Here is a 22,820-nt window from a genome sequence, read left to right on the forward strand (position 1 = left end):
AGGTGGAAGTCATGTTTAGCGTTCTACTTGTGATTTACCTGTTGGCAGCGGTTGGTATAATTGGCCTCGTATTGATTCAGCAAGGTAAAGGCGCAGATATGGGAGCCTCTTTCGGTGCTGGTGCTTCAAACACAGTGTTTGGCGCGAGCGGCTCAGGTAGTTTCCTAACCCGAATGACTGCAATTTTTGCAACAGTATTTTTTGTTATTAGCTTAGTGTTAGGCAATATGTCTACTCACAAGACTGAATCTCAATGGGTTGACCCATTGCAAGGTCAGGTTGTTGAGCAAGCTAATGATACAGTGAGTGAAGTTCCTGCCAAATCTGGTGATGAAATTCCTCAATAACTTATCGTTAAGGTAAGTTCAGGTTATGCCGAGATGGTGAAATTGGTAGACACACTAGCATGAGGTGCTAGCGCCTTAGGTGTGAGGGTTCGAGTCCCTCTCTCGGCACCATTATTTACAAACTTGTAAATCATACCTTGTAAAGCGTATAATTGCTTACAAGTCGGACGCGGGGTGGAGCAGCTTGGTAGCTCGTCGGGCTCATAACCCGAAGGTCGTCGGTTCAAATCCGGCCCCCGCAACCATTTAGCTATCGTCGCTATGGATGCAAGTTTGGCAGTGTCAACCTCACTGCAATTGAGAAGGAATTCTCAATTTATCTGGGTCCAGCAACAAAAAAACCCGACTATCGGGGTTTTTTGTTATCTGAATTTCATTACGTAAATTCAGGTGCTTGCTTGGAATTTAAATTGGGCTCTATGCCCTTTTTTTGTTTCTGGAGTGGTTTAAATGACAGGTTTAGAAAGACAACTTACTGAAATGCTTGAAGCTCCAGTTGTGGCATCAGGTTATGAGCTAGTTGGATTAGAGTTCGTACGTGCTGGTGAGCATTCAACATTACGTATCTACATTGATCATGAAAACGGCATTACCGTCGATGACTGTGCAGAAGTGAGTCATCAAGTGAGTGCTGTATTGGATGTTGAAGATCCAATTACGGTTGCTTATAACCTTGAAGTTTCATCCCCTGGCTTAGAAAGACCACTCTTTAAAGCAGCACATTATGAGCAGTTTATTGGTCACGAGGTCAGCATTGTTTTAAAAATGGCGGTGGGCAACCGTCGTAAATGGAAAGGACAAATTCACGCTACAGAAGGTGAAACAATCCATATAATGGTTGATGGTCAAGAAGAGCATTTCGCTCTCAGCAACATTGCCAAAGCTAACCTTATCCCTAAATTTTAGTTCTGCTAGAGAAAAGAGCTTAAGAGGCTATAACATGAGTAAAGAAATTTTAGCGGTTGTTGAGGCGGTTTCGAATGAGAAAGCGGTCCCTCGTGAGCGTATTTTTGAAGCGTTAGAAGTTGCGCTGGCGACATCAACCAAGAAAAAACATGAAATTGAAATTGATGTTCGTGTTGCTATCGACCGTAAAACGGGTGAATTTGAAACTTTTCGCCGTTGGTTAGTGGTTGACGAAGTTGAAAACCCAACAAAAGAAATCTCTTTTGATGCGGCAAGTTATGATGATGAAACGGTAAAATTGGGCGACTACATTGAAGATCAAATTGAGTCTGTAACCTTTGACCGGATCACAACTCAAACGGCGAAACAAGTTATCGTACAGAAAGTTCGTGAAGCAGAACGCGCACAAATCGTAGAGCAGTTCATCGATAATGAAGGTGAACTGGTGACGGGAGTAGTAAAAAAAGTTAATCGTGACACCGTTATCCTTGATTTAGGTAATAATGCGGAAGCGGTCATTTTGCGTGAAGACCAACTACCACGTGAGAACTTCCGTTCGGGTGACCGTGTTCGTGGGTTACTTTACAAAGTTGCCCCTGAAGCGCGTGGTTTCCAACTATTTATCACTCGTTCTAAGCCTGAAATGCTGGCAGAACTCTTCCGCGTGGAAGTGCCTGAGATTGGCGAAGAGCTTATTGAACTGAAAGGTGCGGCGCGTGATCCCGGTTCGCGTGCGAAAATTGCGGTGAAAACAAACGACAAACGTATCGACCCAGTTGGTGCTTGTGTCGGTATGCGTGGCGCTCGCGTTCAAGCTGTATCTGGTGAACTGGGCGGTGAGCGTATTGATATTGTGCTTTGGGATGATAACCCTGCTCAATTTGTTATCAACGCAATGGCACCGGCGGATGTTGCATCGATCATTGTTGACGAAGATGCCCATGCTATGGATATTGCGGTTGAAGCCGATAACCTTGCTCAAGCGATTGGTCGTAACGGGCAGAACGTACGTCTTGCTTCTCAGCTAACAGGTTGGGAACTGAACGTAATGACGGTTGCAGATTTACAGAAAAAACATCAAGAAGAGTCTATGGCTTCAATCGAAAACTTCATGAAGTATCTCGATATTGAGCAAGATTTTGCTGAAATGTTAGTAGAAGAAGGCTTCTCTACGTTAGAAGAGATAGCTTACGTCCCAGTTAACGAGTTACTGGAAATTGATGGATTAGATGAAGATCTCATCGAAGAATTACGAACTCGTGCAAAAGATGCTTTAACCACCATCGCTCTAGCCCAAGAAGAATCATTTGAAGGGCTTGAGCCTGCAGATGATCTATTATCTCTGCAAGGTTTAGAGCGTGAAATGGCATTCAAATTGGCAGCGAAGGGAGTGGCAACACTGGAAGATCTCGCAGACCAAGGCATCGACGATCTCGAAGGTATTGAAGGCCTAACCGAAGAACGTGCGGGCGAATTGATTATGGCGGCTCGCAACATTTGTTGGTTTGGCGAAGACGCATAAGTTTCAGCAAGGGGAGGAAGCGGCATGACACAACTTACAGTTAGAGCACTGAGTGAAGAAATTGGTACGCCAGTTGACCGCTTATTAGAACAACTTGCTGATGCTGGTATGACAAAAGCGAGTTCAGATAGCGTGACTGAAGATGAGAAGCAAAAGCTTCTTGCTCATTTACGTAAAGAACATGGTGATGGTTCTGAACCGACTCGCTTAACACTCCAGCGTAAAACCCGTAGTACACTGAGTGTAAATGCGGGTGGCGGTAAAAGTAAGAATGTTCAGGTTGAAGTGCGCAAAAAACGGACGTATGTTAAGCGCAGTGCAATCGAAGATGAAGCGAAACGTGAAGCCGAAGAAGCAGCGAAGCGTGAAGCGGAAGAAAATGCAAAACGTGAGGCAGAAGAAGCGTTGAAACGTGAAGCTGAAGAGAAAGCAGCACGCGAAGCGCAAGAAAAAGCCCAGCGTGAAGCACAAGAGAAGGCGAAACGTGAAGCACAAGAAAATGCAAAACGTGATACGCCAGAGCAGAAGGCGAAACGTGAGCGTTCTGCACAAGATAAATTAAAGCAAGAAGCAGCGCGAAAAGAGGCCGAGGAATTGAAACGTCGCCAGGAAGAAGAGGCGAAGCGTAAGGCTGAAGAGGAAAGTCAGCGTCAGCTTGAAATAGCGCGCGAATTGGCCGAAAAAAATAAAGAGCGTTGGTCTGCTGAAGAAGAGAAAACAGGTGCTATGCAAGAAGATACAGATTACCATCTAACCACTTCACATTATGCTCGTGAAGCGGAAGATGAAGCAGACCGTCGTGAAGAAGGTGCTCGTCGTGCAGCGAAAGCGAAAAAGACGAAAATGTCTTCTCGTGATGATAAACAAGAGCGTAATTCTCGTCCTCGCGGTGGTAAAGCTGGCCGTAAAGGTCGCATCAACAAACCTACCTCTATGCAACATGGCTTTGATAAGAGTGCAGTTGTTGCGAAATCCGATGTTGTTATTGGTGAAACGATCGTGGTTTCTGAATTAGCCAATAAGATGTCTGTGAAGTCAACGGAAGTCATCAAAGTGATGATGAAGATGGGCGCGATGGCGACCATTAACCAAGTGATAGACCAAGAAACCGCTCAGTTAGTTGCGGAAGAGATGGGTCACAAAGTCATTCTTCGTAAAGAAAACGAGCTAGAAGAAGCGATTCTGTCTGATCGTGACAATAAGTTTGAAGAAGTCTCTCGTGCTCCAGTTGTGACTATCATGGGCCACGTTGACCACGGTAAAACGTCAACACTGGACTATATTCGTCGTACTCACGTTGCTGATGCTGAAGCCGGTGGTATTACTCAGCACATTGGTGCTTACCACGTAGAAACACCAAGCGGTATGATTACCTTCTTGGATACTCCTGGACACGCTGCATTTACGTCAATGCGTGCTCGTGGTGCTCAAGCGACAGATATCGTTGTCTTAGTGGTTGCTGCGGATGATGGGGTTATGCCTCAAACGGTTGAAGCTATTCAACACGCGAAAGCGGCGGGTGTTCCTCTGATTGTTGCTGTGAACAAGATTGACAAAGAAGCGGCTAACCCAGATAACGTGAAAAATGAGCTTGCTCAGTACGATATCATTCCTGAAGAGTGGGGCGGTGAGAACATGTTCGTCCACATTTCAGCGAAACAAGGGACGAATATTGATGGCTTATTAGAAGCAATCTTGCTACAAGCTGAAGTGCTAGAACTGACCGCGGTTAAAGATGGCATGGCATCCGGTGTGGTTATTGAGTCTCGCCTAGATAAAGGCCGTGGCCCTGTGGCAACGGTACTGGTTCAGTCTGGTACTTTAAACAAAGGTGACATCGTACTGTGCGGTCAAGAGTATGGCCGTGTTCGTGCGATGCGTGATGAAGTCGGTAATGAAGTTGACCATGCAGGACCATCTATCCCTGTTGAAATTCTTGGTCTATCTGGCGTACCTTCTGCCGGTGATGAAGCGACAGTTGTTCGTGATGAGCGTAAAGCCCGTGAAGTGGCCAACTATCGTCAAGGTAAATTCCGCGAAGTGAAACTGGCTCGTCAGCAGAAATCTAAACTTGAGAACATGTTCTCAAATATGGCTGCGGGTGATGTAGCTGAATTGAACGTAGTACTGAAAGCTGACGTACAAGGTTCAGTGGAAGCGATTGCCGATTCACTCAGAAAACTGTCAACAGATGAAGTGAAAGTTAACATCGTTGGTTCTGGTGTGGGTGGGATTACTGAAACTGATGTGGTTCTGGCTGCAGCTTCCAATGCTATCGTTGTTGGCTTTAACGTTCGTGCTGATGCTTCGGCTCGCCGTACGATCGAAGCTGAAAACATCGACTTACGTTACTACTCAATCATTTATCAATTGATTGATGAAGTGAAACAAGCGATGAGCGGTATGCTTGCTCCTGAATTTAAACAAGAAATCATTGGTCTTGCTGAAGTTCGTGATGTGTTTAAATCGCCAAAACTGGGCGCTATCGCTGGCTGTATGGTGACAGAAGGCGTGATTAAACGTCATAGCCCGATTCGCGTACTACGTGATAACGTTGTTATTTACGAAGGTGAGCTTGAATCATTACGTCGATTTAAAGATGACGTTGCTGAAGTGAAGAATGGTTACGAATGTGGTATCGGCGTTAAGAATTATAACGACGTACGCGTGGGTGACCAGATCGAAGTCTTCGAAACGGTTGAAATCCAGCGTACCATCGACTAGCAACTAAAATTGCATTAACGGTAATGTTAGGTTGTTGAATACACCATGGGGGGCTGGGAAACCATCCCCCCATTCTTTCTACTAGTGAGAAAAATATGCCAAAAGAATTTAGCCGAACTCAACGTGTGGCTCAGCAGTTACAAAAAGAATTAGCCATGATCCTACAGCGTGAAGTCCGTGACTCACGGTTAGGTATGGTTACCATTTCGGATGTTGAAGTCTCTCGTGATTTAGCCTATGCCAAAGTGTTCGTCACTTTTTTGTGTGTGGGTGAGCAGACACCTGAATCGTGTCTAAAAGCATTACGTGAACATGAAGTGCACATTCGAATGATGTTGGGCAAACGTATCCGTTTACGTCTGACTCCTGAGATTCGTTTCCATTACGATAATACGTTGGTGGAAGGGATGCGGATGTCTAACTTAGTGACGGAAGTGGTCAACCAAGATAAACGTCGCCAACAAGATGCAGGTCGAGAGGACGAAGAGTAATGGCACGTCGTCGTAAAGGTCGTCCAATAAACGGCGTATTACTACTGGATAAAGCGACAGGCATTTCTTCAAACGATATTTTGCAAAAGGTGAAACGACTTTATTTTGCCGAAAAAGCGGGTCATACCGGCGCGTTGGATCCTTTGGCAACGGGGATGTTGCCTATCTGTCTTGGTGAAGCGACCAAGTTTTCTCAGTTTTTGCTTGATTCGGATAAACGTTATCGCGTTATTGCTAAATTGGGAGAGCGGACTAATACTTCAGACTCGGATGGTGACGTCGTTGAAACGCGTCCGGTTCAAGTTGATAGAGAAACCTTACTGGCTAAGGTTGAGTGTTTTCGCGGTGAAACGGAGCAAGTGCCTTCGATGTTTTCAGCGCTTAAATATCAAGGTCGACCGCTTTACGAATATGCGCGTCAAGGTATCGAAGTTCCACGCGAAGCGCGTAAAATACAGGTTTATGAGATTATTTTGCACCGTTTTGAAGGCGATGAAGTGGAATTGGAAGTACATTGTTCTAAAGGGACTTATATCCGAACCATTGTTGATGATTTGGGTGAAATGCTCGAGTGTGGTGCGCACGTGACGATGCTACGTCGTATCGGTGTGGCGAACTACCCTGCGCAGAGTATGGTGACACTAGAACAGCTTAGCCAACTGGTTGAACAAGCTCAACAAGAAGGAAGGGATCCCTACTTATCACTTGATGCACTGTTGTTGCCAATGGATACCGCAGTACAAAGTTTACCGGAAGTAAACCTGATTCCTGAATTGGTGGATATGGTGCAACATGGTCAGGCCGTTCAAGTATTTGGTGCTCCAAGCGAAGGAATGGTACGAATGACGGGGGGAGACGAAAAACGTTTTCTCGGTGTTGCTCACATTGATGCGGATGGGAAAATCGCACCAAAACGTTTGGTGGTTTATCCTCAGGCTGAAAATCACTAAGCCAATATTTGCGCTTGTATGAATAGGTTTTATTCACTATAATTCGCGCTTCTCGTGTCGGCTGAATCAGAGATTGGCTGACACAACGATTAACTTAACTCTTTAGGAGAGAATTATGTCTCTGAATGCAGAAACTAAAGCAGCAATCGTTGCTGAATATGCACGTAGCGAAGGCGATACTGGTTCACCAGAAGTACAAGTAGCACTACTGACTGCTTCTATCAACCATTTACAAGATCACTTTAAAGAACACAAAGGCGATCACCATAGCCGCCGTGGTCTGCTACGCATGGTTTCAAGCCGTCGTAAACTTCTAGATTACCTAAAAGGTAAAGATCTAGGACGCTACCAAGACCTAATCAAACGTCTAGGCCTACGTCGCTAATCAGTGGCTGCATAGTACAGTTTGTTTAAAAAAGGGGCATTAGCCCCTTTTTTGTTATCTAAATTTGGCATATCCCCACTCAAGTAGTTTATACTACACGCCGTCCAACATTCAGTGTTGGCTTTGTTATCTCTCACTGCATTACAGTCACCCCAGTCGGCCAGCAGGTCGCGGCTATTAAAAAGTGATTTGGGTTATAGAATCTCTTTTTACTAGTCGCGATTGGTAATGCTTTGAGTGTGGATTAATTTATCTAGGTTCCCCCTAGAAAAGGAAAACTCAATGTTCGAAAAACCAGTAGTAAAAACATTCCAATATGGAAATCATACCGTTACTTTAGAAACTGGCGTAATGGCACGCCAGGCCACCGCCGCTGTGATGGCGACAATGGATGACACCGCGGTGTTTGTTTCCGTTGTAGGTAAAAAAGAAGCGGTACAAGGTCAAGACTTTTTCCCACTAACCGTGAACTACCAAGAGCGGACTTACGCAGCAGGTAAAATCCCTGGAGGGTTCTTTAAGCGTGAAGGCCGCCCTTCTGAAAGCGAAACTTTAATTGCTCGTCTGATTGACCGCCCAATTCGCCCGCTATTCCCAGATGCTTTTACTAATGAAGTTCAAGTGATTGCCACGGTTGTTTCTGTTAACCCGAATGTTCAGCCTGATATCATTACGATGATTGGTACTTCGGCCGCTTTGGCTATTTCTGGTATTCCATTTAATGGCCCTATCGGTTCTGCTCGTGTGGGTCATATCGATGGTCAATTGGTGTTAAACCCAAGTCCAAAAGAACTAGATAAATCTCGTCTTGATCTTGTTGTTGCTGGTACTGAAGGTGCGGTTCTGATGGTGGAATCAGAAGCGGATATTCTGACTGAAGAAGAAATGCTTGCTGCCGTTGTTTATGGTCATGATCAACAACAAGTGGTGATTAATGCCATTAATGAGTTTGCAGCTGAAGTAGCAACGCCAGCGTGGGAATGGCAAGCTCCGGAAGAAAATACCGCACTGAAAGAAAAAATTGCGCTATTGGCTGAGGCTCGTTTCACTGAGGCTTACCAAATTACTGAAAAAATGGCGCGTTATGAGCAAGTGGGTCAGATCAAGTCTGATGTGATTGATACGTTATTAGCAGAAGATGACACGCTTGATGTTATGGACATCAAGAAGATGCTGAGCTCTCTTGAGAAAAAAGTGGTACGTGGCCGTATTATTGCCGGTGAAAAACGTATCGATGGCCGTGAAAAAGACATGATTCGTGCACTGGATGTGCGTACTGGGGTTTTACCTCGTACCCACGGTAGCGCACTCTTTACTCGTGGTGAAACACAGGCATTGGTTACTGCAACGCTAGGTACTCAGCGTGATGCTCAAATCATTGATGAACTCACCGGTGAGAAGAAAGATCATTTCTTATTGCATTATAACTTCCCTCCATACTGTGTCGGTGAAACTGGATTTGTTGGTTCTCCGAAGCGTCGTGAAATTGGCCATGGTCGTTTAGCGAAGCGTGGCATTGCGGCGGTAATGCCATCGGTTGATGAATTCCCATACACAGTGCGTGTTGTATCTGAAATTACAGAGTCAAACGGTTCTTCTTCCATGGCTTCGGTTTGTGGTTCATCACTTGCGCTGATGGATGCGGGTGTGCCAATTAAAGCCTCTGTTGCAGGTATTGCCATGGGCTTAGTGAAAGAAGAGCAAGATTTTGTCGTACTTTCTGACATTCTAGGTGATGAAGATCACCTGGGTGATATGGACTTTAAAGTTGCAGGTACCTCTAATGGTGTGACTGCACTGCAAATGGATATCAAGATTGAAGGTATCACCAAAGAGATCATGCAAATTGCGCTTAACCAAGCGAAAGGGGCTCGTTTGCATATTCTTTCTGTGATGGATCAAGCGATTGCTGGTGCTCGTGATGATATCTCTGAATTTGCACCTCGTATTCACACGATGAAGATCAGCGCTGAAAAGATCAAAGACGTGATCGGTAAAGGCGGTGCGGTTATCCGCATGCTGACCGAAGAAACGGGTACAACCATTGAAATCGAAGACGACGGTACCATTAAGATTGCAGCAACTGATGGTGATCAAGCGAAAGAAGCCATTCGCCGTATTGAACAAATTACCGCAGAAGTTGAAGTGGGTAAAATCTACACAGGTAAAGTCGCTCGTCTTGCTGATTTCGGTGCTTTCGTGACGGTACTTCCAGGTAAAGATGGTTTAGTCCATATTTCACAAATTGCCGATAAGCGCATCGAAAAAGTATCTGATGTTCTTTCTGAAGGCCAAGAAGTACAAGTGAAAGTACTGGAAATCGACCGTCAAGGCCGTGTTCGTCTGAGCATGAAAGAAGCGGTAGAGAAACCAGCGGAAGAAGCGGCTCAACAAGAAAATGCAGCACCTACTGCGGAATAATTGCTGAGTCATTGTTACCAAAGAACAGTTTTCGCTTTTTGGTGATAAAGCATGATATAAAGGGAGCGTGATTCGCTCCCTTTTTTAATTAACCATGCGAAATAACAGGAGTATGGATTTGTGAAATGGTTTCAAACCGCTCTCGTCAGTGCGGCATTCTTGCTACTTGCTGGATGTGTCTCTACTGGATCTCAACAAGCTCAGTGGGTTTATCCACCGATGGCGATTCCGTTACAGGCCAGTGTACAACAAGAAGTACAAATTGCTCGTTTAACTCAATTATTACAGCGTACGGATTTGAGTGATGAGGTTCGGGCAAAAATGTTTTTTGAACGAGGTAATAGCTATGACAGTGTGGGATTACGTGATCTTGCTCGTCTAGACTTTACTCAATCACTATCGCTCAATCCCGCTCAACCTGATATTTTTAACTTACTTGGGGTGTACTATACCGAAGCTGGAGAATTTGATGCCGCTTATGAGGCGTTTGACTCTACTTTGGAATTGGATCCGAGTAATGAATATGCGGTACGCAATCGTGCTATTGCGCTTTATTATGGAGAGCGTGCCGAACTTGCCTTTGATGAAATTAGCAAACATTATCAACAAGATCCTGATGATCCATTTCGAGCGCTGTGGTTTTATATTATTCATAGTGAACTCAACCCAGAACAAGCAAAAGAAGAGTTGGTTGCGCGCTACCAACAGCATGATGAGCAGTGGGGGTGGGTGATGGTTGGATTGATGCTTGATCAAGTATCAGAAGAACAATTGTTTAAAATCTTGCTCAATAATACCCGAGATAATACGGTATTGGCTCAGCAGTTGACGGAAACCTATTTTTATCTAGGTAAGCGTTATCAATTGCAGGGAAATTATGCGCATGCGATCTCACTCTATAAACTTGCGCTCTCTTTTAATGTCTATGAGTATGTCGAGCATCGTTATTCTTTCCTTGAGCTTGGGCGTATTTATCAAAATTTGCGTGAAGCTCAATTAGCAAAGGCGCAAAACAAAACCTTATAAAAATAAAGGCGGTATCATAGGTTACAGATGCCGCCTTTGTTTTTAACCATTGACTAAGGCTAACCCCTCAATTTGATGCCAGTAACCGTTGCATTGATGGTTGCTAAGAGGCTGCGGCTGTTTGCCTCGTTCATTGGCTTTAAAACGCTGAAGATGATCAAAGGTTTCAACGCCGAGAGGGCTTAAACGAACTACGTCAACCAATCCTTCCATGCTGGGTAAATCATTCACTAAGTTATAACAGTAGCCTGATTGGGTCTGAATACCATTCAAATTAAAGACGGATTGCCCTTCTTGGCTCTGTACTTGGATTCCTGTGGGGTAACGAATGCAGCAGGTTTCGCATTCATCTTTGGCTTTGTTTTCAGCGCGAGCCGTAAAGCAGCGAGCAGAATAAGCCAGAGGTAAATAGCCGTGAGCAAACACTTCTATCGCAAATTTCTCTTTAATATTTAATGCCTCACACTGTTCAAATACGTTGATGAGCCATTGGCGAGAAAGCTCAACTGGCATACACCAGCGTATCATTCCTTGTTGGAGAAAAAGCTTGAGGGTTTGTGCATTGTAACAATTGACGGCAGGCCCAACGACAAAAGGAAGCCTTTGTTCATGCGCCATTTGAATCGCAGAAACATCGTTCGCTTCCAGTGTAAACTCACCATTATCAATGTACTTTTTCATTACATTAATTTCGCTCGGAGCTTCTAACAAAGCCATGGTTGAAAGCACAACTTCCTTACCTTGTGCGGTAAGCTGTTTTGCTAAGTCAAACCAATCCGCGGCTTTGAGCTCTCGACGTTTAGAGCAGACGGTTTCCCCTAAATAAATAATGTCAGCTGAGCTTTCACAGGCTTGCTGATAAAATTCTTCTACCTCGTTTTTGGGCCAAAAGTACAGTAGAGGGCCTAACGCGTATTTCATGGTTTTCTCCCTGTTTATTATTGCCATTTACGATGGTAAGCGCCGAGAGTGGTTTGAGTACCTTCAGAGACATTAGCGAGGCTGGCATTCCAGGCGGGTTTCACTTGATATTGTTCTGGATTGGCAAGGTAGTTATCGATCGCCGCTCGCCATGTTCGGGTTACTTGCTCAACATAGGCAGGGCTGCGTTGGCGTCCTTCTATTTTTACTGATGCGACATTGGCAGCAAACAGCTCAGGCAGCATCGATAACGTATTTAAGCTCGTTGGTTCTTCCAACGCATGGTAGCGTTTTTGTTCACCCTCAAGTTCCGCGATAAAGCGGCCTTTACATAGTGTGGGGTAACCTGCATTTTCACCATACGCATAGCGATCAATCAATACATCATTTAGGCGAGATTCCAACCCTTGTTCTGTCTCTTGCCAACGTACATATTTAGCGGGAGAGCAAGCACCGACCGTATTGGGCGATTCCCCTGTCATATAGGAAGAGAGGTAGCAGCGACCTTCCGACATAATGCATAAACTACCAAAAGCAAAGACTTCTAATTCAACGCCTTGTGGAATATTGCGTGAGAGCTGTTTGACTTGATGAATAGACAGAACACGAGGCAAGACAACGCGCTTCACGTTAAAATTTTTCAGATAAAATTCAATGGCTTTAACATTGGTTGCTGAAGCTTGTACTGAGAGGTGTAATTCAAGGTTTGGATAGTGCTTTGCGGCATAATCAAGAATAGCAATATCGGCAATAATGAGAGCATCTACCCCCAAAGCTGCTGCCTGATCCACCGCTTGTGTCCAACGTTGGAAACCATCAGGGTGAGCAAATGTGTTTAATGCAACATGCAGCTTTTTGTTTCGATCATGCACATAGTCGATCGCTTTTTCTAGTTTCTTACCTGTAAAGTTTAAACCCGCAAAGTGACGGGCATTGGTGTCATCTTTAAAACCGATGTAAACCGCGTCTGCGCCACAATCGATGGCGGTTTTCAGGGCAGGTAAATTACCTGCGGGGCAGAGTAGTTCCATTGCTCATTACTGTTTTTAAAGGAAAAGTTTTTGTATTTTAGAAATTGTCGTGTGTAATCTCCTTGATATAAGGCAGGTTTCACTCATTCAATGGCCATTTACCTATAAAGGCTTATTGTGCGAAGCCTCGAATTTAGTCTGTCACTTTATCCTTGATTGCTCGCTATTCAATACTCAGAGGTGTGCGTCGATGTTGAGCAAAAAGTTCTTCAACTTCATGTTTAGGTTGAGGGCGGTAAAAATGAAATCCTTGAATGGTATGGCAGTGAAGATGAGAGAGCAGCGTTGCTTGTTGCTGAGTTTCTACCCCTTCAGCAACCACGCTGAGGTTGAGTGATTTACCTAATTTTATGATGCTTTCAATCACGGTCACTTGTTTGGGGAGGGTATCAATATCTGTAATAAAGGTGCGATCTATCTTTAACTCATCAATGGGAAAACGGGCTAAATAAGCCAATGATGAATAGCCGGTGCCAAAGTCATCAATAGACAGGGAAAAGCCTAGTTTTTTGATAGCATTTAACATTTGCAGCGTATGTGTACTGTCACTCATTACCGCACTTTCGGTGAGTTCAAACGTAATGCAGCTTGGGTCAACTCCTGTTTTTTGAAGTAATTTCTCAAGATGTTGGATTAATTGTGCATTACCAAACTGTTCTGGAGAAATATTAATCGCGACTTTTCCGGGTAAAATATTTTGTTGCTGCCAGCGTTTGACGGTGACAAAAACTTCCCGTATGACAACCCGTCCTAAATGTTCAATTAATCCGGCTTTTTCAGCCACAGGAATAAATGCACCAGGGCTGATGTAACCTTCAATTGGGTGTTTCCAGCGAACAAGAGCTTCTGCTCCATTGATACTGAAATCACGCGCATTAACTTTTGGTTGATACCATACTTCAAGGCCGTTTTGTTGCAGGGCTTTTTGTAGTTCAATTTCTAGCCATAAGCGCATTCGTGCTTCTTTGTTCATCTGATTATTGAAGGTGATCCAGCGATTACGACCGCGATCTTTTGCTTCATACATGGCCGTATCTGCATTTTGCAACAAGACTCTTGCGTTATTGCCATCTCCTGGAAATTGCACACAACCGATGGAGCAAGCCAGACGTTTACTAAAATGGTGAAGATCAAAAGGCTGATTAATGAGTGTGATAATGCGATCGGCTAACTTTTCTCCAATTTGGGCGTGTTCTGGCTCTGGAATGATTAGGCCAAATTCATCACCGCCTAAATGGCCTAATACGGCTTGAGGGGGCAGTAAGCGTTTCAGGCGTGTTGAGACTTCTTTAATCACCTTATCTCCAATGTGGTGTCCTAATGAATCATTGATATTTTTAAAGTTATCAATATCTAGATAGAGCATCACCAGTGGAATTTGGTTATCAATAAAATGGTCGAGACGTTGGGTGAATCCTAAACGGTTATTAACTCCGGTCAGTTGGTCAATATGAGTATGGTTGTGGGTGTTCGCCGAGTGACTGCTCAATGTTTGCGTAGCATCTTGTAGCAGTACAATGTGTGCTGGTAGGCGAAACAGCGTCGTTGGGGTGGCACTGAGTTGAATTCGGCGGGCTATGCCACAACGTGGACCCGTTAAACAAAACAGGGAGTCTTGGATTAACCTATCGGTAACAGGGAATTCAAAGGGTTGCTGAGTCAGTTCATCGATAAAGAGCTGAGAAAGTGATTCACCGAGTAAGTTTTGGTTTCCGCTATACCCTAATAACTGGGCTGCTGATGAATTAGCCGACAATATGTAGTCATCTTCAACCAGCAGTACCCCGTGTGGGAGCAATTGGCTAAGGGCGCAAAATTTTTGTTCTGCTTCTTCTAACGCAGATTGCAGTGTATGTTTTTCAGATTCATCAACGGCTTGAAAAATAATGTAGTCGGGGTGCTTTTCATGAAAAATGGGTGAAAGTGAAATATGCAGTTGAGTGGCCAGCCCAAGCCAGTTAACTTCGAGCTCGGCTTCTACGATTTCCCCCTGAAAAGCGCGTTCATAATAAGGTTTAAGCTGCTGGTACAGTTCTTCACTAAAAATGTGTTTGTCATCCATTCCTACCATTTCAAAGGTAGTCAGACCACTGAGTTCAGCATAGCGTTCATTCACTAATACATATCGATATTGGCGATCAAAAATAGCGATCCAAACAGGGCTATGTGCCGTTATTTTACTAAACCAATAGGGTAAATGTTGAGTGGGCATTAAGAGGCGACCAACCCTATAAAATCTATATTATTCACAACGTGATTAACTCGTCTAATTTTTATCAACTATAACTTTGATTCAAGAGGTTGGAAAGTGTCATAAAAAACCTCTGGTTAATAATGCTTCGCCAAGCTTAATCGCGATAGGTGTCATGGTAGACATCTAGAAAATTCCCTTTCTTTGATGCATAACAGGTACGCGACGCGGCCGATCTATTATGATAACGCGCTATGATTCTAAGGTAACGGATAACACGCGTGATAAACAAGATTCGAACTCAACTCGTTCAAAATGCAGCATCAATTTTGCGATCTCCAATCCATTTATTGCCGAAGTCTGTACAAAAAAAAGTCTTACTTGATGGGCTAAAAATGGTATTCCATGAAGCTCTGGTTGACGGTGACTTTGAGTTTTTGAACGATAAATGGCTAAAAGTGGAAATCCGCGATCTCGATTTACATTGGTACATCAGTTATCAGCAAGATCGTTTGTTGGTTGCCGATGTACCGCAACAAGAAGATGTTAGCTTCAGTGGCAACCTTAATGATTTAATCTTAATTGCTGGACGTAAAGAAGATCCCGATACACTATTTTTCCAACGCCGTTTATCCATTGAAGGTGACACGGAGTTAGGGTTAGAAGTCAAAAATTTGATGGATAGTGTGGATTTACAACAATTACCTCAAGCTTTACAAATTTTACTTCAACAATTGGCTGATTTTGTGCATAAAGGCATGCAAATGCCGAACACACATAATGAGGTCGAAAATGCTTATTCGAACTGAGGCTCCTGCGGATATTTTGGCCGTTGATCGTTTACTAAAATCGGTATTTGATACTGAGCAAGAAGCGCATTTAGTGATGGCGTTACGAGAGAATGGCCGCCGAACACTGTCGCTGGTGGCTTGTAATGATGACGGTGATGTGGTCGGTTACGCTTTATTTAGTCCAGTAACTTTAGAGGGAGATGATCTTAATTGGCAAGGTTTAGCCCCTTTAGCGGTTGAAGCTAAATATCGGAGTCAAGGTATTGGGGCTCAATTGGTCAATGAGGGATTAACCTCTCTGGGAGAGCTGGGGTATCCTGCTTGCGTGGTTCTGGGGGATCCTGACTACTATCAACGCTTCGGTTTTAGCGTGGCCAAACAACATGGATTTCACTGCCCATGGCCTGAAGCCGAGTTCGCGTTTCAGGTCGTCGCACTATGGGATGACGCATTTAAGGATCGCCAAGGGCTTATCGAGTATTGCGATGAGTTTTCTCAAATCATGTAAGCACAAGTTTCTTGAGCTGACTTGATAATATTTGTTAGCATGCGCCCACACTTGAGTGAAGTAGAGCATCATGGTTGATCAACAGCAGTATTTACAAGCAATGGGTATTCAAAGTTGGCAGTTGATTCATCCGCAGCGATTAGCGGGATATCAATCTCAATTAATACCGCTTGATCCTGCGTGCCGTTTATTATTGATCACCCCCACTTTCCCTTCAGAGCAAGAGATTTCGTGGTTAGAGAAAGTACTAAAGTCCTTTAATGTGACTTTAGATCAAGCCAAGCACGTTGCCCCTGAGCAAGTCGCGCAGTTGGATCTCTCCTCTTTGGCGTGGATTTGGTATGCGGGCTGTGAGGTGTCTATCCATACTCAAGCGAACTTACTTCAAACTCCGTTATTAAGCGCGATCAAAAACGATACACACTATCGTCGAGATCTCTGGCAGCAAATTTGCTCTTATGGATCACAATAATCCTATGACTATCCAGTTTTTCCCTCTTTCTGCGGTGCATTTGCCAGCTGTTTGGCATATTGAACAACACGCGCATTCTCATCCTTGGTCGAAAAACATGATTGATGATGTCACTAGCCGAGGAGCTTGCCATCAGGTCATGATGGTTAACGACCGGTTAGTGGGCTATTACTATGCGCAAAATATTGTTGGAGAAGTCACCTTGCTTAATATTGCGATTTCGCCGAATGAACAAGGGAAAGGATACGGGAAGCAGCTGGCTCAACACTTTTTGGCGCAATGCGAGCAAGAGAAAGCTGAAAGTGCTTGGCTAGAAGTGAGAGAAAGTAATCAGCGAGCCTTTCATCTGTATCAGCAATTGGGGTTTAATGAAATCGATCGACGATTTAATTATTATCCGACGGCGCAAGGAAAAGAAGATGCCATTATCATGAGTTACTTTTTCTTTGCTTAATGGATTCCTCCCATCCATTTATCTATTGGATAATCAGCCGTTAAAACTCGATGTGTTTAGTTGCTCCCATCGTTAAGATCAGCGAGAATATCCGGTAATTTGAACCAAAAGACTAGTATTGGTGACCCGATGCTAGTTACCCCAAAAAAGAAGATTTCTTGCATGTCTAATACTCCTTTTATTGGCGAAGTGTCTAAGCGTCGAACTTTTGCCATTATCTCGCACCCAGATGCGGGTAAAACCACCATTACCGAAAAAGTGTTGTTGTTTGGAAATGCGATTCAAAAAGCGGGAACGGTGAAAGGCCGTGGTTCTGCGCAACATGCAAAATCAGACTGGATGGAAATGGAAAAAGAGCGGGGAATCTCCGTGACCACCTCGGTGATGCAGTTTCCTTACCGTGATGCATTGGTGAACTTACTTGATACTCCTGGACACGAAGATTTCTCGGAAGATACTTATCGTACTTTGACGGCGGTTGACTCATGTTTGATGGTCATTGATGCGGCAAAAGGGGTTGAGGATCGGACACGAAAACTCATGGAAGTGACTCGCTTGCGTGATACGCCGATCATTACCTTTATGAACAAGCTTGACCGCGATATTCGTGATCCAATGGAACTGTTGGACGAGGTTGAGAATGAGCTAAATATCGCCTGTGCTCCAGTGACTTGGCCAATCGGCTGCGGTAAAGAGTTTAAAGGTGTGTATCATATTCACCGAGATGAAACGATCCTCTATAGCACCGGTCAAGGCCATACCATTCAAGAAATACGCATTGTCGCTGGGCTTAATAACCCAGAGCTAGATAGCCAAGTGGGTAAAGAATTAGCTCAACAATTGCGTGATGAATTGGAATTGGTCGTTGGTGCATCGAACGAGTTTGATCGAGAGCTTTTTTTGAGTGGTGACTTAACACCGGTTTTCTTTGGTACGGCATTGGGGAACTTTGGTGTGGATCATATGCTCGATGGTTTAACCGAGTGGGCACCTTCTCCTCTACCTCGCCAAGCCAATGAGCGTGTTGTGGAAGCGACAGAAGATAAATTCTCAGGCTTTGTGTTTAAAATTCAGGCCAATATGGACCCGAAACACCGTGACCGCATTGCCTTTATGCGAGTGGTGTCTGGCACATATAAGCAAGGCATGAAGATGAATCACGTTCGCTTAGGCAAACAAGTTAGTATTTCTGATGCGGTAACCTTTATGGCGGGGGACCGTTCACGTGCAGAGGAAGCTTTTGCGGGTGATATTATCGGGTTACATAACCACGGAACTATTCAAATTGGTGATACCTTTACTCAAGGTGAGGCTTTGAAATTTTCGGGGATTCCTAATTTCGCTCCTGAGTTATTCCGTCGTATTCGCTTAAAAGATCCACTTAAGCAGAAACAACTGCTCAAAGGCTTGGTACAACTTTCTGAAGAAGGAGCGGTACAGGTTTTTCGTCCACTGCAAAATAATGATTTGATTGTAGGCGCGGTCGGTGTCTTACAGTTTGATGTTGTAGTGGCTCGTTTGAAATCGGAATATAACGTTGAAGCGATTTATGAAGGGGTGAATGTTGCAACTGCTCGTTGGGTTGAGTGTGACGATGCGAAGAAGCTGGAAGAGTTTAAACGTAAGAACCAAAGCAACTTAGCTTTAGATGGGGGAGATAACCTCGCGTATATTGCGCCAACAATGGTTAACTTGAACCTAGCGCAAGAACGTGCACCGGAGATTGTTTTCCGAGCCACTCGAGAGCATTAATCTTTGCTTTCCAGTATGACACTGGAATACCGATGCTCAGCAATCCCTCTTTAGGAAAATGTATTGTACGAAGCAATAAAAAGCCGATGAATGTCTCATCGGCTTTTTGCTATCGAGTATGCAGGCTTACTTTTTCTTTTTCGCTTTCTTCTTCACGACGACTTTCTTTTTCTCATCTTTTTTCTTTTTCTTGAAGGTCGGTTTTTTGTGTTTAGGGCGTAACCCATCAATAAAGCGTTCTTTGATCTCTTCTTTGACGTAACGAGCAACGCGATCCATCATGAGTTGATCGTGTGCTTCGACCAAAGAGATGGCATTGCCTTTTTTACCCGCTCGCGCCGTTCTACCGATGCGGTGTAAATACACATCCGCACTGCGTGGCAGGTCAAAGTTAATCACATGGCTAATATCAGGAACATCAATACCTCGCGCGGCGACATCGGTGGCTAGCAGTACATTGACGTCGCCTTCACGAAAACGAGTAATCGCATTATTGCGGCGATCTTGTGGCATTTCACCTTGAATCCAAGCACAAGCTATTTGTGCTCGCTCTAGCTCGGTACGCAGTTCTGCTAACCGCTCACGAGTTTTTAAGAAGACGATAGCACGTTCAGACTGCTGAGTGAGGATCACTTTAAGCAGTTCAAGTTTATGGGCCATATCGTCGGCACGGTGATACCACTGAGCAATTTTTTTCCGTTCACGGCGAGGGGGTTCTGCATTCACTTCTGCTGGGTTAGTCAGAAGATCGGCAGTAAATCCTTCAACGCCACGTCCTTCTAATGTGGCTGAGAAAAGCAAAGTTTGTTTGCGCCAGCGACACTCAGAGGCAAGGCGATCAACTACTGGGCCAAAACCCATATCTAACATACGATCCGCTTCATCGAGTACCAGCCATTCGATCGCTCGGCAATCGAACCGTTCCGCTTCTATGTATTCCAATAAGCGGCCAGGGGTCGCTACCACGATATCTTGAGTGGTCGCAAGGATCTCTGCATGCTCTTGGTATTGCACACCACCGGTAATGGTAAAAATATTCAGATGAGTATGCTTGGCCAGTTCACGTGCTTGTTCGGTGATCTGCATGGCTAACTCACGAGTCGGGGTGAGAATTAAGACTCGTGCTGGCCCCCCTTTTTTACGAGGAAAATCTTGTAAATATTGTAGAGCAGGAATGACAAAGGCTGCGGTTTTGCCTGTACCTGTTGGTGCAGAGGCAAGAATATCTCTACCGTCCAGTGCATGGGGAATCGCTTCCTCTTGAACTTGAGTCGGGCGTTGAAAGCCCATTTCTTCAATGGCTTCAAGAAGATTGTCATCCAGTTCTAAGTCAGCAAAGGTTTTAGTCACAGTGAGGTTACTCCGCAAGGCTGGGGGCTGAATAGTCTAAAATAGAGGGCGCACATTATAGTTGGATCCTTACTCAGATCACATCTTTAATTACTTCATCTTAAGATAAAAATCTCGAGTAAGGGCAATAAAGTCTTCACTATACCCATTTTGAGTATGAATAGTCAGCTGACTCTGTTCAACTTCATTCATTTCTGTGCCCAGTTCAAACAGTAATCGATGAGCTTGTTTTGAAGAAGAAGGGCGGACTTCACATAATCGTTGTAGATGCCAACCGTGTTGTTGGGCTAACTGAATAAATGCCTCTCCTTCTTGGATGGGCAAAATAAAGCAAGCTCGTCCTTCATCGGTTAAAAGATCGCTCAAACGCTGAATTAAGTTTGGGTGGGTTAATGTTTGGGTGTGTCTGGCGAGTGCTCGTTGATAAGAGTGAGCCATCTCTCCACTGGTAAAGTAAGGCGGGTTACAGATGATACCGTCGAAACGTGTAGTATATGAATAGGTAAGAATATCTTGCTGCTGAACCTCAATACGTTCCTGCCATGGTGACGTTGCCACATTATGAGTGGTCGTGCTAAAGGCCATTGGTTCAATATCGACAGCGTAAATATGCGCTTGAGTAAAACGTTGTGCACACATCAAAGACAACAAGCCAGTACCACTGCCTATGTCAAGAATTCGTTTTGGAGGCTGAGTAAATGCCCATGCACCAAGTAGTACGCCATCGGTACTGACGGGCATTCCGCACTGTTTCCCATCAATCGAAAACTGTTTAAATTTGAATTGCTTACTTTTCATTGATTCACTTTTTATGAAAATATCGCCATATATTAATTATTAGGTAATTTTATCTGTTGTTGTAATTTTGTTTGGTGTTTTGTTCTATCTGTTGGCCGTTTGTAATGGTTTTTTGTTGATATATGATTCTGTATTATTTTTAACAAATAGTGTAATTCACTGCTTTTTAGTTCAATTGATAAATTAATATGGTGTTTTTTGCTTAGCTATTGCGAAAAGTCAATAGGTTCGTCATTATTCGACCCTTACAAGTGAGAGGAAGCCTGACTTCCCTTTCGATGCATACACAACATTTATTACATTAATAATTTAAGGGTTATCTGTGAAACAGACGTTAAAATTAACAGATATTGCCGCGTTAGGCTTTATGCTTTTTGCGTTCTTTCTGGGCGCTGGGAATATTATCTTTCCGCCATTGGCGGGCCAATTAGCCGGGGTGAATTTACTATCAGCAATGAGTGGTTTCCTCTTGACGGCCGTTGGTTTACCGCTGGTTGCTATTATTGCTGTTGCGATTGCTGGAGGTAGTTGGAATCATTTAACAAAAGACTTGCCAGCTAAGATCGCCACTCTCATTGCAGTACTGATTTTTATCATCATTGGCCCTGCTTTTGCTGCGCCTCGGACAGGGTTAGTGGCTTATGAAATGGCGGTAAGTCCATTATTTGCTGAGACATCACAACTGCATCTCTCGATATTTTCTATCCTTTTCTTTGTGGTGGCCATGTTTTTCTCTTGGTCGCAGGGCCGTTTGATTGATCTCATTGGCAAAATGTTAACACCAGCACTCTTTGTTGGCTTGATTATCTTAGCCATCGGCGTTTTTCTTGATCCACAAGGAGAATGGATGGCGGCGACTGGACCCTATGCGAAACAGCCATTTACCAAGGGTTTTCTGGAAGGTTATAACACCATGGATACCTTGGCCGCATTAATGTTTGGCATGTTGATCGTGGATGGCTTACGCGCTAAAGGGATTACCGAACAGCGAGCCACAACCAAATACCTGATTAGCTCTGCCTTTATTGCAGCCTTTGGCTTAGCTTCTGTGTATATCTCTTTGTTCTATCTTGGTGCCACCAGCTCAGCAATTGCTGGTGGGGCCGATAATGGTGGGTTTATTCTAAGTCAGTACGTCCAAGCGCTATTTGGCCCTTATGGGCAAATGGTTCTGTCGACGATTGTATTGTTGGCTTGTTTAACCACGGCGATTGGTTTGATTTCCGCGTGTTCTGAGTATTTCAACTCTTTAACCCCGCTCCCATATCGTGTTTGGGTTATCATCAATGGGGTGGCTTGTGCCACGGTTGCCAATGTTGGCTTAAATCAATTAATTGATTTATCCATTCCTGTTTTAGTCGCCTTGTATCCAGTTGCTATCGCTTTAGTGGTACTGGCTTTTGTTCGCCATAAAATGCCGAATCCTCAAACCGCTTTTCGTGTGGTGACGTTGGTGGCTTTCTCATTTGCCTTGATTGATGCTGCAAAAATTCTCGGTTTTGATATGTCTATGTTTGATATGTTGCCTTTATTTGATGTTGGCATGGGCTGGGTTTTACCTTCATTTTCAGCCCTCATCTGTATGTTTTTTGTAGCAGGAAGAGTGCGGAGTGAATCGCCTCATGAAAGCGCTGCATAATCAAGTATATTAAACACCTTAATCGGCGGATGATGAACTTCATCCGCCTTTTTTATAGAGGAAAGAATCACGCTTAGAGGGAATGGAGAACGATGAGCGCTGATAAGGCGATACGTTTCCCCATTTTTCCCTGTATCTTCG

Annotated in this window: 20 protein-coding genes and 2 tRNA genes; 17 read left to right on the forward strand and 5 right to left on the reverse strand. The window is 44.1% G+C overall.

All coding sequences use genetic code 11. The annotated features are described in order from the left end of the window. Nucleotides 1-11 precede the first annotated feature (11 nt). From secG to nlpI, 11 genes are all read left to right on the forward strand, one after another. Nucleotides 12-347: a preprotein translocase subunit SecG gene (secG, locus tag EXA13_RS10735; protein ID WP_238133179.1), complete on the forward strand. Its 336-nt coding sequence runs from the start codon at nt 12-14 to the stop codon at nt 345-347. Nucleotides 348-374: 27 nt separating this feature from the next. Next, a tRNA-Leu gene (locus tag EXA13_RS10740) sits at nt 375-458 on the forward strand. Nucleotides 459-515: 57 nt separating this feature from the next. After that, nucleotides 516-592, forward strand: a tRNA-Met gene (locus EXA13_RS10745). A gap of 205 nt (nt 593-797) precedes the next feature. After that, nucleotides 798-1,253 (forward strand): ribosome maturation factor RimP, encoded by a 456-nt coding sequence (gene rimP / locus EXA13_RS10750; protein WP_238133180.1) that lies wholly within the window; start codon nt 798-800, stop codon nt 1,251-1,253. Between the two features lie 34 nt (nt 1,254-1,287). Next, nucleotides 1,288-2,775 carry a transcription termination factor NusA gene (gene nusA, locus EXA13_RS10755; RefSeq protein WP_238133181.1) on the forward strand — a complete coding sequence of 496 codons (1,488 nt, stop codon included), beginning with the start codon at nt 1,288-1,290 and terminating at the stop codon, nt 2,773-2,775. A gap of 24 nt (nt 2,776-2,799) precedes the next feature. Beyond that, the gene (gene infB, locus EXA13_RS10760) at nt 2,800-5,499 is read left to right on the forward strand and encodes a translation initiation factor IF-2 (RefSeq protein WP_238133182.1); all 2,700 of its coding nucleotides are present in this window, start codon (nt 2,800-2,802) and stop codon (nt 5,497-5,499) included. Between the two features lie 95 nt (nt 5,500-5,594). Next, a complete protein-coding gene (gene rbfA, locus EXA13_RS10765; RefSeq protein ID WP_078926095.1) occupies nt 5,595-5,990 on the forward strand; it encodes a 30S ribosome-binding factor RbfA in 396 nt (131 codons plus the stop codon). After that, nucleotides 5,990-6,940, forward strand: a complete 951-nt coding sequence (gene truB, locus EXA13_RS10770) for a tRNA pseudouridine(55) synthase TruB (protein ID WP_238124165.1) — start codon at nt 5,990-5,992, stop codon at nt 6,938-6,940. The genes rbfA and truB overlap by 1 nt, the downstream gene beginning before the upstream one ends. A 115-nt stretch (nt 6,941-7,055) precedes the next feature. Further along, nucleotides 7,056-7,325, forward strand: coding sequence for a 30S ribosomal protein S15 (gene rpsO / locus EXA13_RS10775; protein WP_099610636.1), 270 nt, complete (start codon nt 7,056-7,058; stop codon nt 7,323-7,325). Between the two features lie 282 nt (nt 7,326-7,607). Continuing rightward, a complete protein-coding gene (gene pnp / locus EXA13_RS10780) occupies nt 7,608-9,746 on the forward strand; it encodes a polyribonucleotide nucleotidyltransferase (protein ID WP_238133183.1) in 2,139 nt (712 codons plus the stop codon). Nucleotides 9,747-9,866: 120 nt separating this feature from the next. After that, nucleotides 9,867-10,772, forward strand: a complete 906-nt coding sequence (gene nlpI, locus EXA13_RS10785) for a lipoprotein NlpI (protein WP_346346948.1) — start codon at nt 9,867-9,869, stop codon at nt 10,770-10,772. Nucleotides 10,773-10,814: 42 nt separating this feature from the next. On the opposite strand, the gene EXA13_RS10790 is transcribed toward nlpI, so the two are convergent. From EXA13_RS10790 to EXA13_RS10800, 3 genes are all read right to left on the reverse strand, one after another. Then, nucleotides 10,815-11,693, reverse strand: coding sequence for a U32 family peptidase (locus EXA13_RS10790; RefSeq protein ID WP_238133184.1), 879 nt, complete (start codon nt 11,691-11,693; stop codon nt 10,815-10,817). 17 nt (nt 11,694-11,710) lie between these two features. After that, nucleotides 11,711-12,724, reverse strand: coding sequence for a ubiquinone anaerobic biosynthesis protein UbiU (gene ubiU / locus EXA13_RS10795; RefSeq protein WP_238133185.1), 1,014 nt, complete (start codon nt 12,722-12,724; stop codon nt 11,711-11,713). Between the two features lie 163 nt (nt 12,725-12,887). After that, entirely contained in the window at nt 12,888-14,936 is a 2,049-nt protein-coding gene (locus EXA13_RS10800) for a putative bifunctional diguanylate cyclase/phosphodiesterase (protein WP_238133186.1), read from the reverse strand. 260 nt (nt 14,937-15,196) lie between these two features. On the opposite strand from EXA13_RS10800, the gene ubiT reads away from it, so the two are divergent. From ubiT to prfC, 5 genes are all read left to right on the forward strand, one after another. After that, nucleotides 15,197-15,724 (forward strand): ubiquinone anaerobic biosynthesis accessory factor UbiT, encoded by a 528-nt coding sequence (ubiT, locus tag EXA13_RS10805; RefSeq protein WP_238133187.1) that lies wholly within the window; start codon nt 15,197-15,199, stop codon nt 15,722-15,724. Next, complete coding sequence (locus tag EXA13_RS10810; protein WP_238133188.1) at nt 15,708-16,214, forward strand: GNAT family N-acetyltransferase; 507 nt, start codon at nt 15,708-15,710, stop codon at nt 16,212-16,214. Before ubiT ends, EXA13_RS10810 begins: the two co-directional genes overlap by 17 nt. A gap of 70 nt (nt 16,215-16,284) precedes the next feature. Next, nucleotides 16,285-16,686, forward strand: coding sequence for a DNA polymerase III subunit psi (locus EXA13_RS10815; RefSeq protein WP_238133189.1), 402 nt, complete (start codon nt 16,285-16,287; stop codon nt 16,684-16,686). Between the two features lie 4 nt (nt 16,687-16,690). After that, nucleotides 16,691-17,140: a ribosomal protein S18-alanine N-acetyltransferase gene (gene rimI / locus EXA13_RS10820; RefSeq protein WP_238133190.1), complete on the forward strand. Its 450-nt coding sequence runs from the start codon at nt 16,691-16,693 to the stop codon at nt 17,138-17,140. Nucleotides 17,141-17,302: 162 nt separating this feature from the next. Then, nucleotides 17,303-18,892, forward strand: coding sequence for a peptide chain release factor 3 (gene prfC / locus EXA13_RS10825; RefSeq protein ID WP_238133191.1), 1,590 nt, complete (start codon nt 17,303-17,305; stop codon nt 18,890-18,892). Nucleotides 18,893-19,018: 126 nt separating this feature from the next. Here the strand turns inward: prfC and srmB are convergent, their stop codons facing one another. Both srmB and EXA13_RS10835 read right to left on the reverse strand, forming a co-directional pair. After that, entirely contained in the window at nt 19,019-20,242 is a 1,224-nt protein-coding gene (srmB, locus tag EXA13_RS10830) for an ATP-dependent RNA helicase SrmB (RefSeq protein ID WP_238103175.1), read from the reverse strand. Between the two features lie 90 nt (nt 20,243-20,332). Then, nucleotides 20,333-21,055 (reverse strand): tRNA1(Val) (adenine(37)-N6)-methyltransferase, encoded by a 723-nt coding sequence (locus tag EXA13_RS10835; RefSeq protein ID WP_238133234.1) that lies wholly within the window; start codon nt 21,053-21,055, stop codon nt 20,333-20,335. A gap of 307 nt (nt 21,056-21,362) precedes the next feature. Here EXA13_RS10835 and brnQ point away from each other — a divergent pair, with 307 nt between their 5' ends. Then, nucleotides 21,363-22,679 carry a branched-chain amino acid transport system II carrier protein gene (gene brnQ, locus EXA13_RS10840; RefSeq protein WP_238133192.1) on the forward strand — a complete coding sequence of 439 codons (1,317 nt, stop codon included), beginning with the start codon at nt 21,363-21,365 and terminating at the stop codon, nt 22,677-22,679. The last annotated feature ends 141 nt before the right edge of the window (nt 22,680-22,820 follow it).

This window comes from Vibrio cincinnatiensis, assembly GCF_022113815.1.
GTDB lineage: Bacteria > Pseudomonadota > Gammaproteobacteria > Enterobacterales > Vibrionaceae > Vibrio > Vibrio cincinnatiensis_A.

What these genes read in the sequence shown, in the direction of transcription:
- secG (WP_238133179.1), top strand. Translation starts at nt 12, where the DNA reads ATGTTTAGCGTTCTACTTGTGATTTACCTGTTGGCAGCGGTTGGTATA.
- rimP (WP_238133180.1), top strand. Translation starts at nt 798, where the DNA reads ATGACAGGTTTAGAAAGACAACTTACTGAAATGCTTGAAGCTCCAGTT.
- nusA (WP_238133181.1), top strand. Translation starts at nt 1,288, where the DNA reads ATGAGTAAAGAAATTTTAGCGGTTGTTGAGGCGGTTTCGAATGAGAAA.
- infB (WP_238133182.1), top strand. Translation starts at nt 2,800, where the DNA reads ATGACACAACTTACAGTTAGAGCACTGAGTGAAGAAATTGGTACGCCA.
- rbfA (WP_078926095.1), top strand. Translation starts at nt 5,595, where the DNA reads ATGCCAAAAGAATTTAGCCGAACTCAACGTGTGGCTCAGCAGTTACAA.
- truB (WP_238124165.1), top strand. Translation starts at nt 5,990, where the DNA reads ATGGCACGTCGTCGTAAAGGTCGTCCAATAAACGGCGTATTACTACTG.
- rpsO (WP_099610636.1), top strand. Translation starts at nt 7,056, where the DNA reads ATGTCTCTGAATGCAGAAACTAAAGCAGCAATCGTTGCTGAATATGCA.
- pnp (WP_238133183.1), top strand. Translation starts at nt 7,608, where the DNA reads ATGTTCGAAAAACCAGTAGTAAAAACATTCCAATATGGAAATCATACC.
- EXA13_RS10790 (WP_238133184.1), bottom strand. Translation starts at nt 11,693, where the DNA reads ATGAAATACGCGTTAGGCCCTCTACTGTACTTTTGGCCCAAAAACGAG.
- ubiU (WP_238133185.1), bottom strand. Translation starts at nt 12,724, where the DNA reads ATGGAACTACTCTGCCCCGCAGGTAATTTACCTGCCCTGAAAACCGCC.
- EXA13_RS10800 (WP_238133186.1), bottom strand. Translation starts at nt 14,936, where the DNA reads ATGCCCACTCAACATTTACCCTATTGGTTTAGTAAAATAACGGCACAT.
- EXA13_RS10810 (WP_238133188.1), top strand. Translation starts at nt 15,708, where the DNA reads ATGCTTATTCGAACTGAGGCTCCTGCGGATATTTTGGCCGTTGATCGT.
- EXA13_RS10815 (WP_238133189.1), top strand. Translation starts at nt 16,285, where the DNA reads ATGGTTGATCAACAGCAGTATTTACAAGCAATGGGTATTCAAAGTTGG.
- rimI (WP_238133190.1), top strand. Translation starts at nt 16,691, where the DNA reads ATGACTATCCAGTTTTTCCCTCTTTCTGCGGTGCATTTGCCAGCTGTT.
- prfC (WP_238133191.1), top strand. Translation starts at nt 17,303, where the DNA reads ATGTCTAATACTCCTTTTATTGGCGAAGTGTCTAAGCGTCGAACTTTT.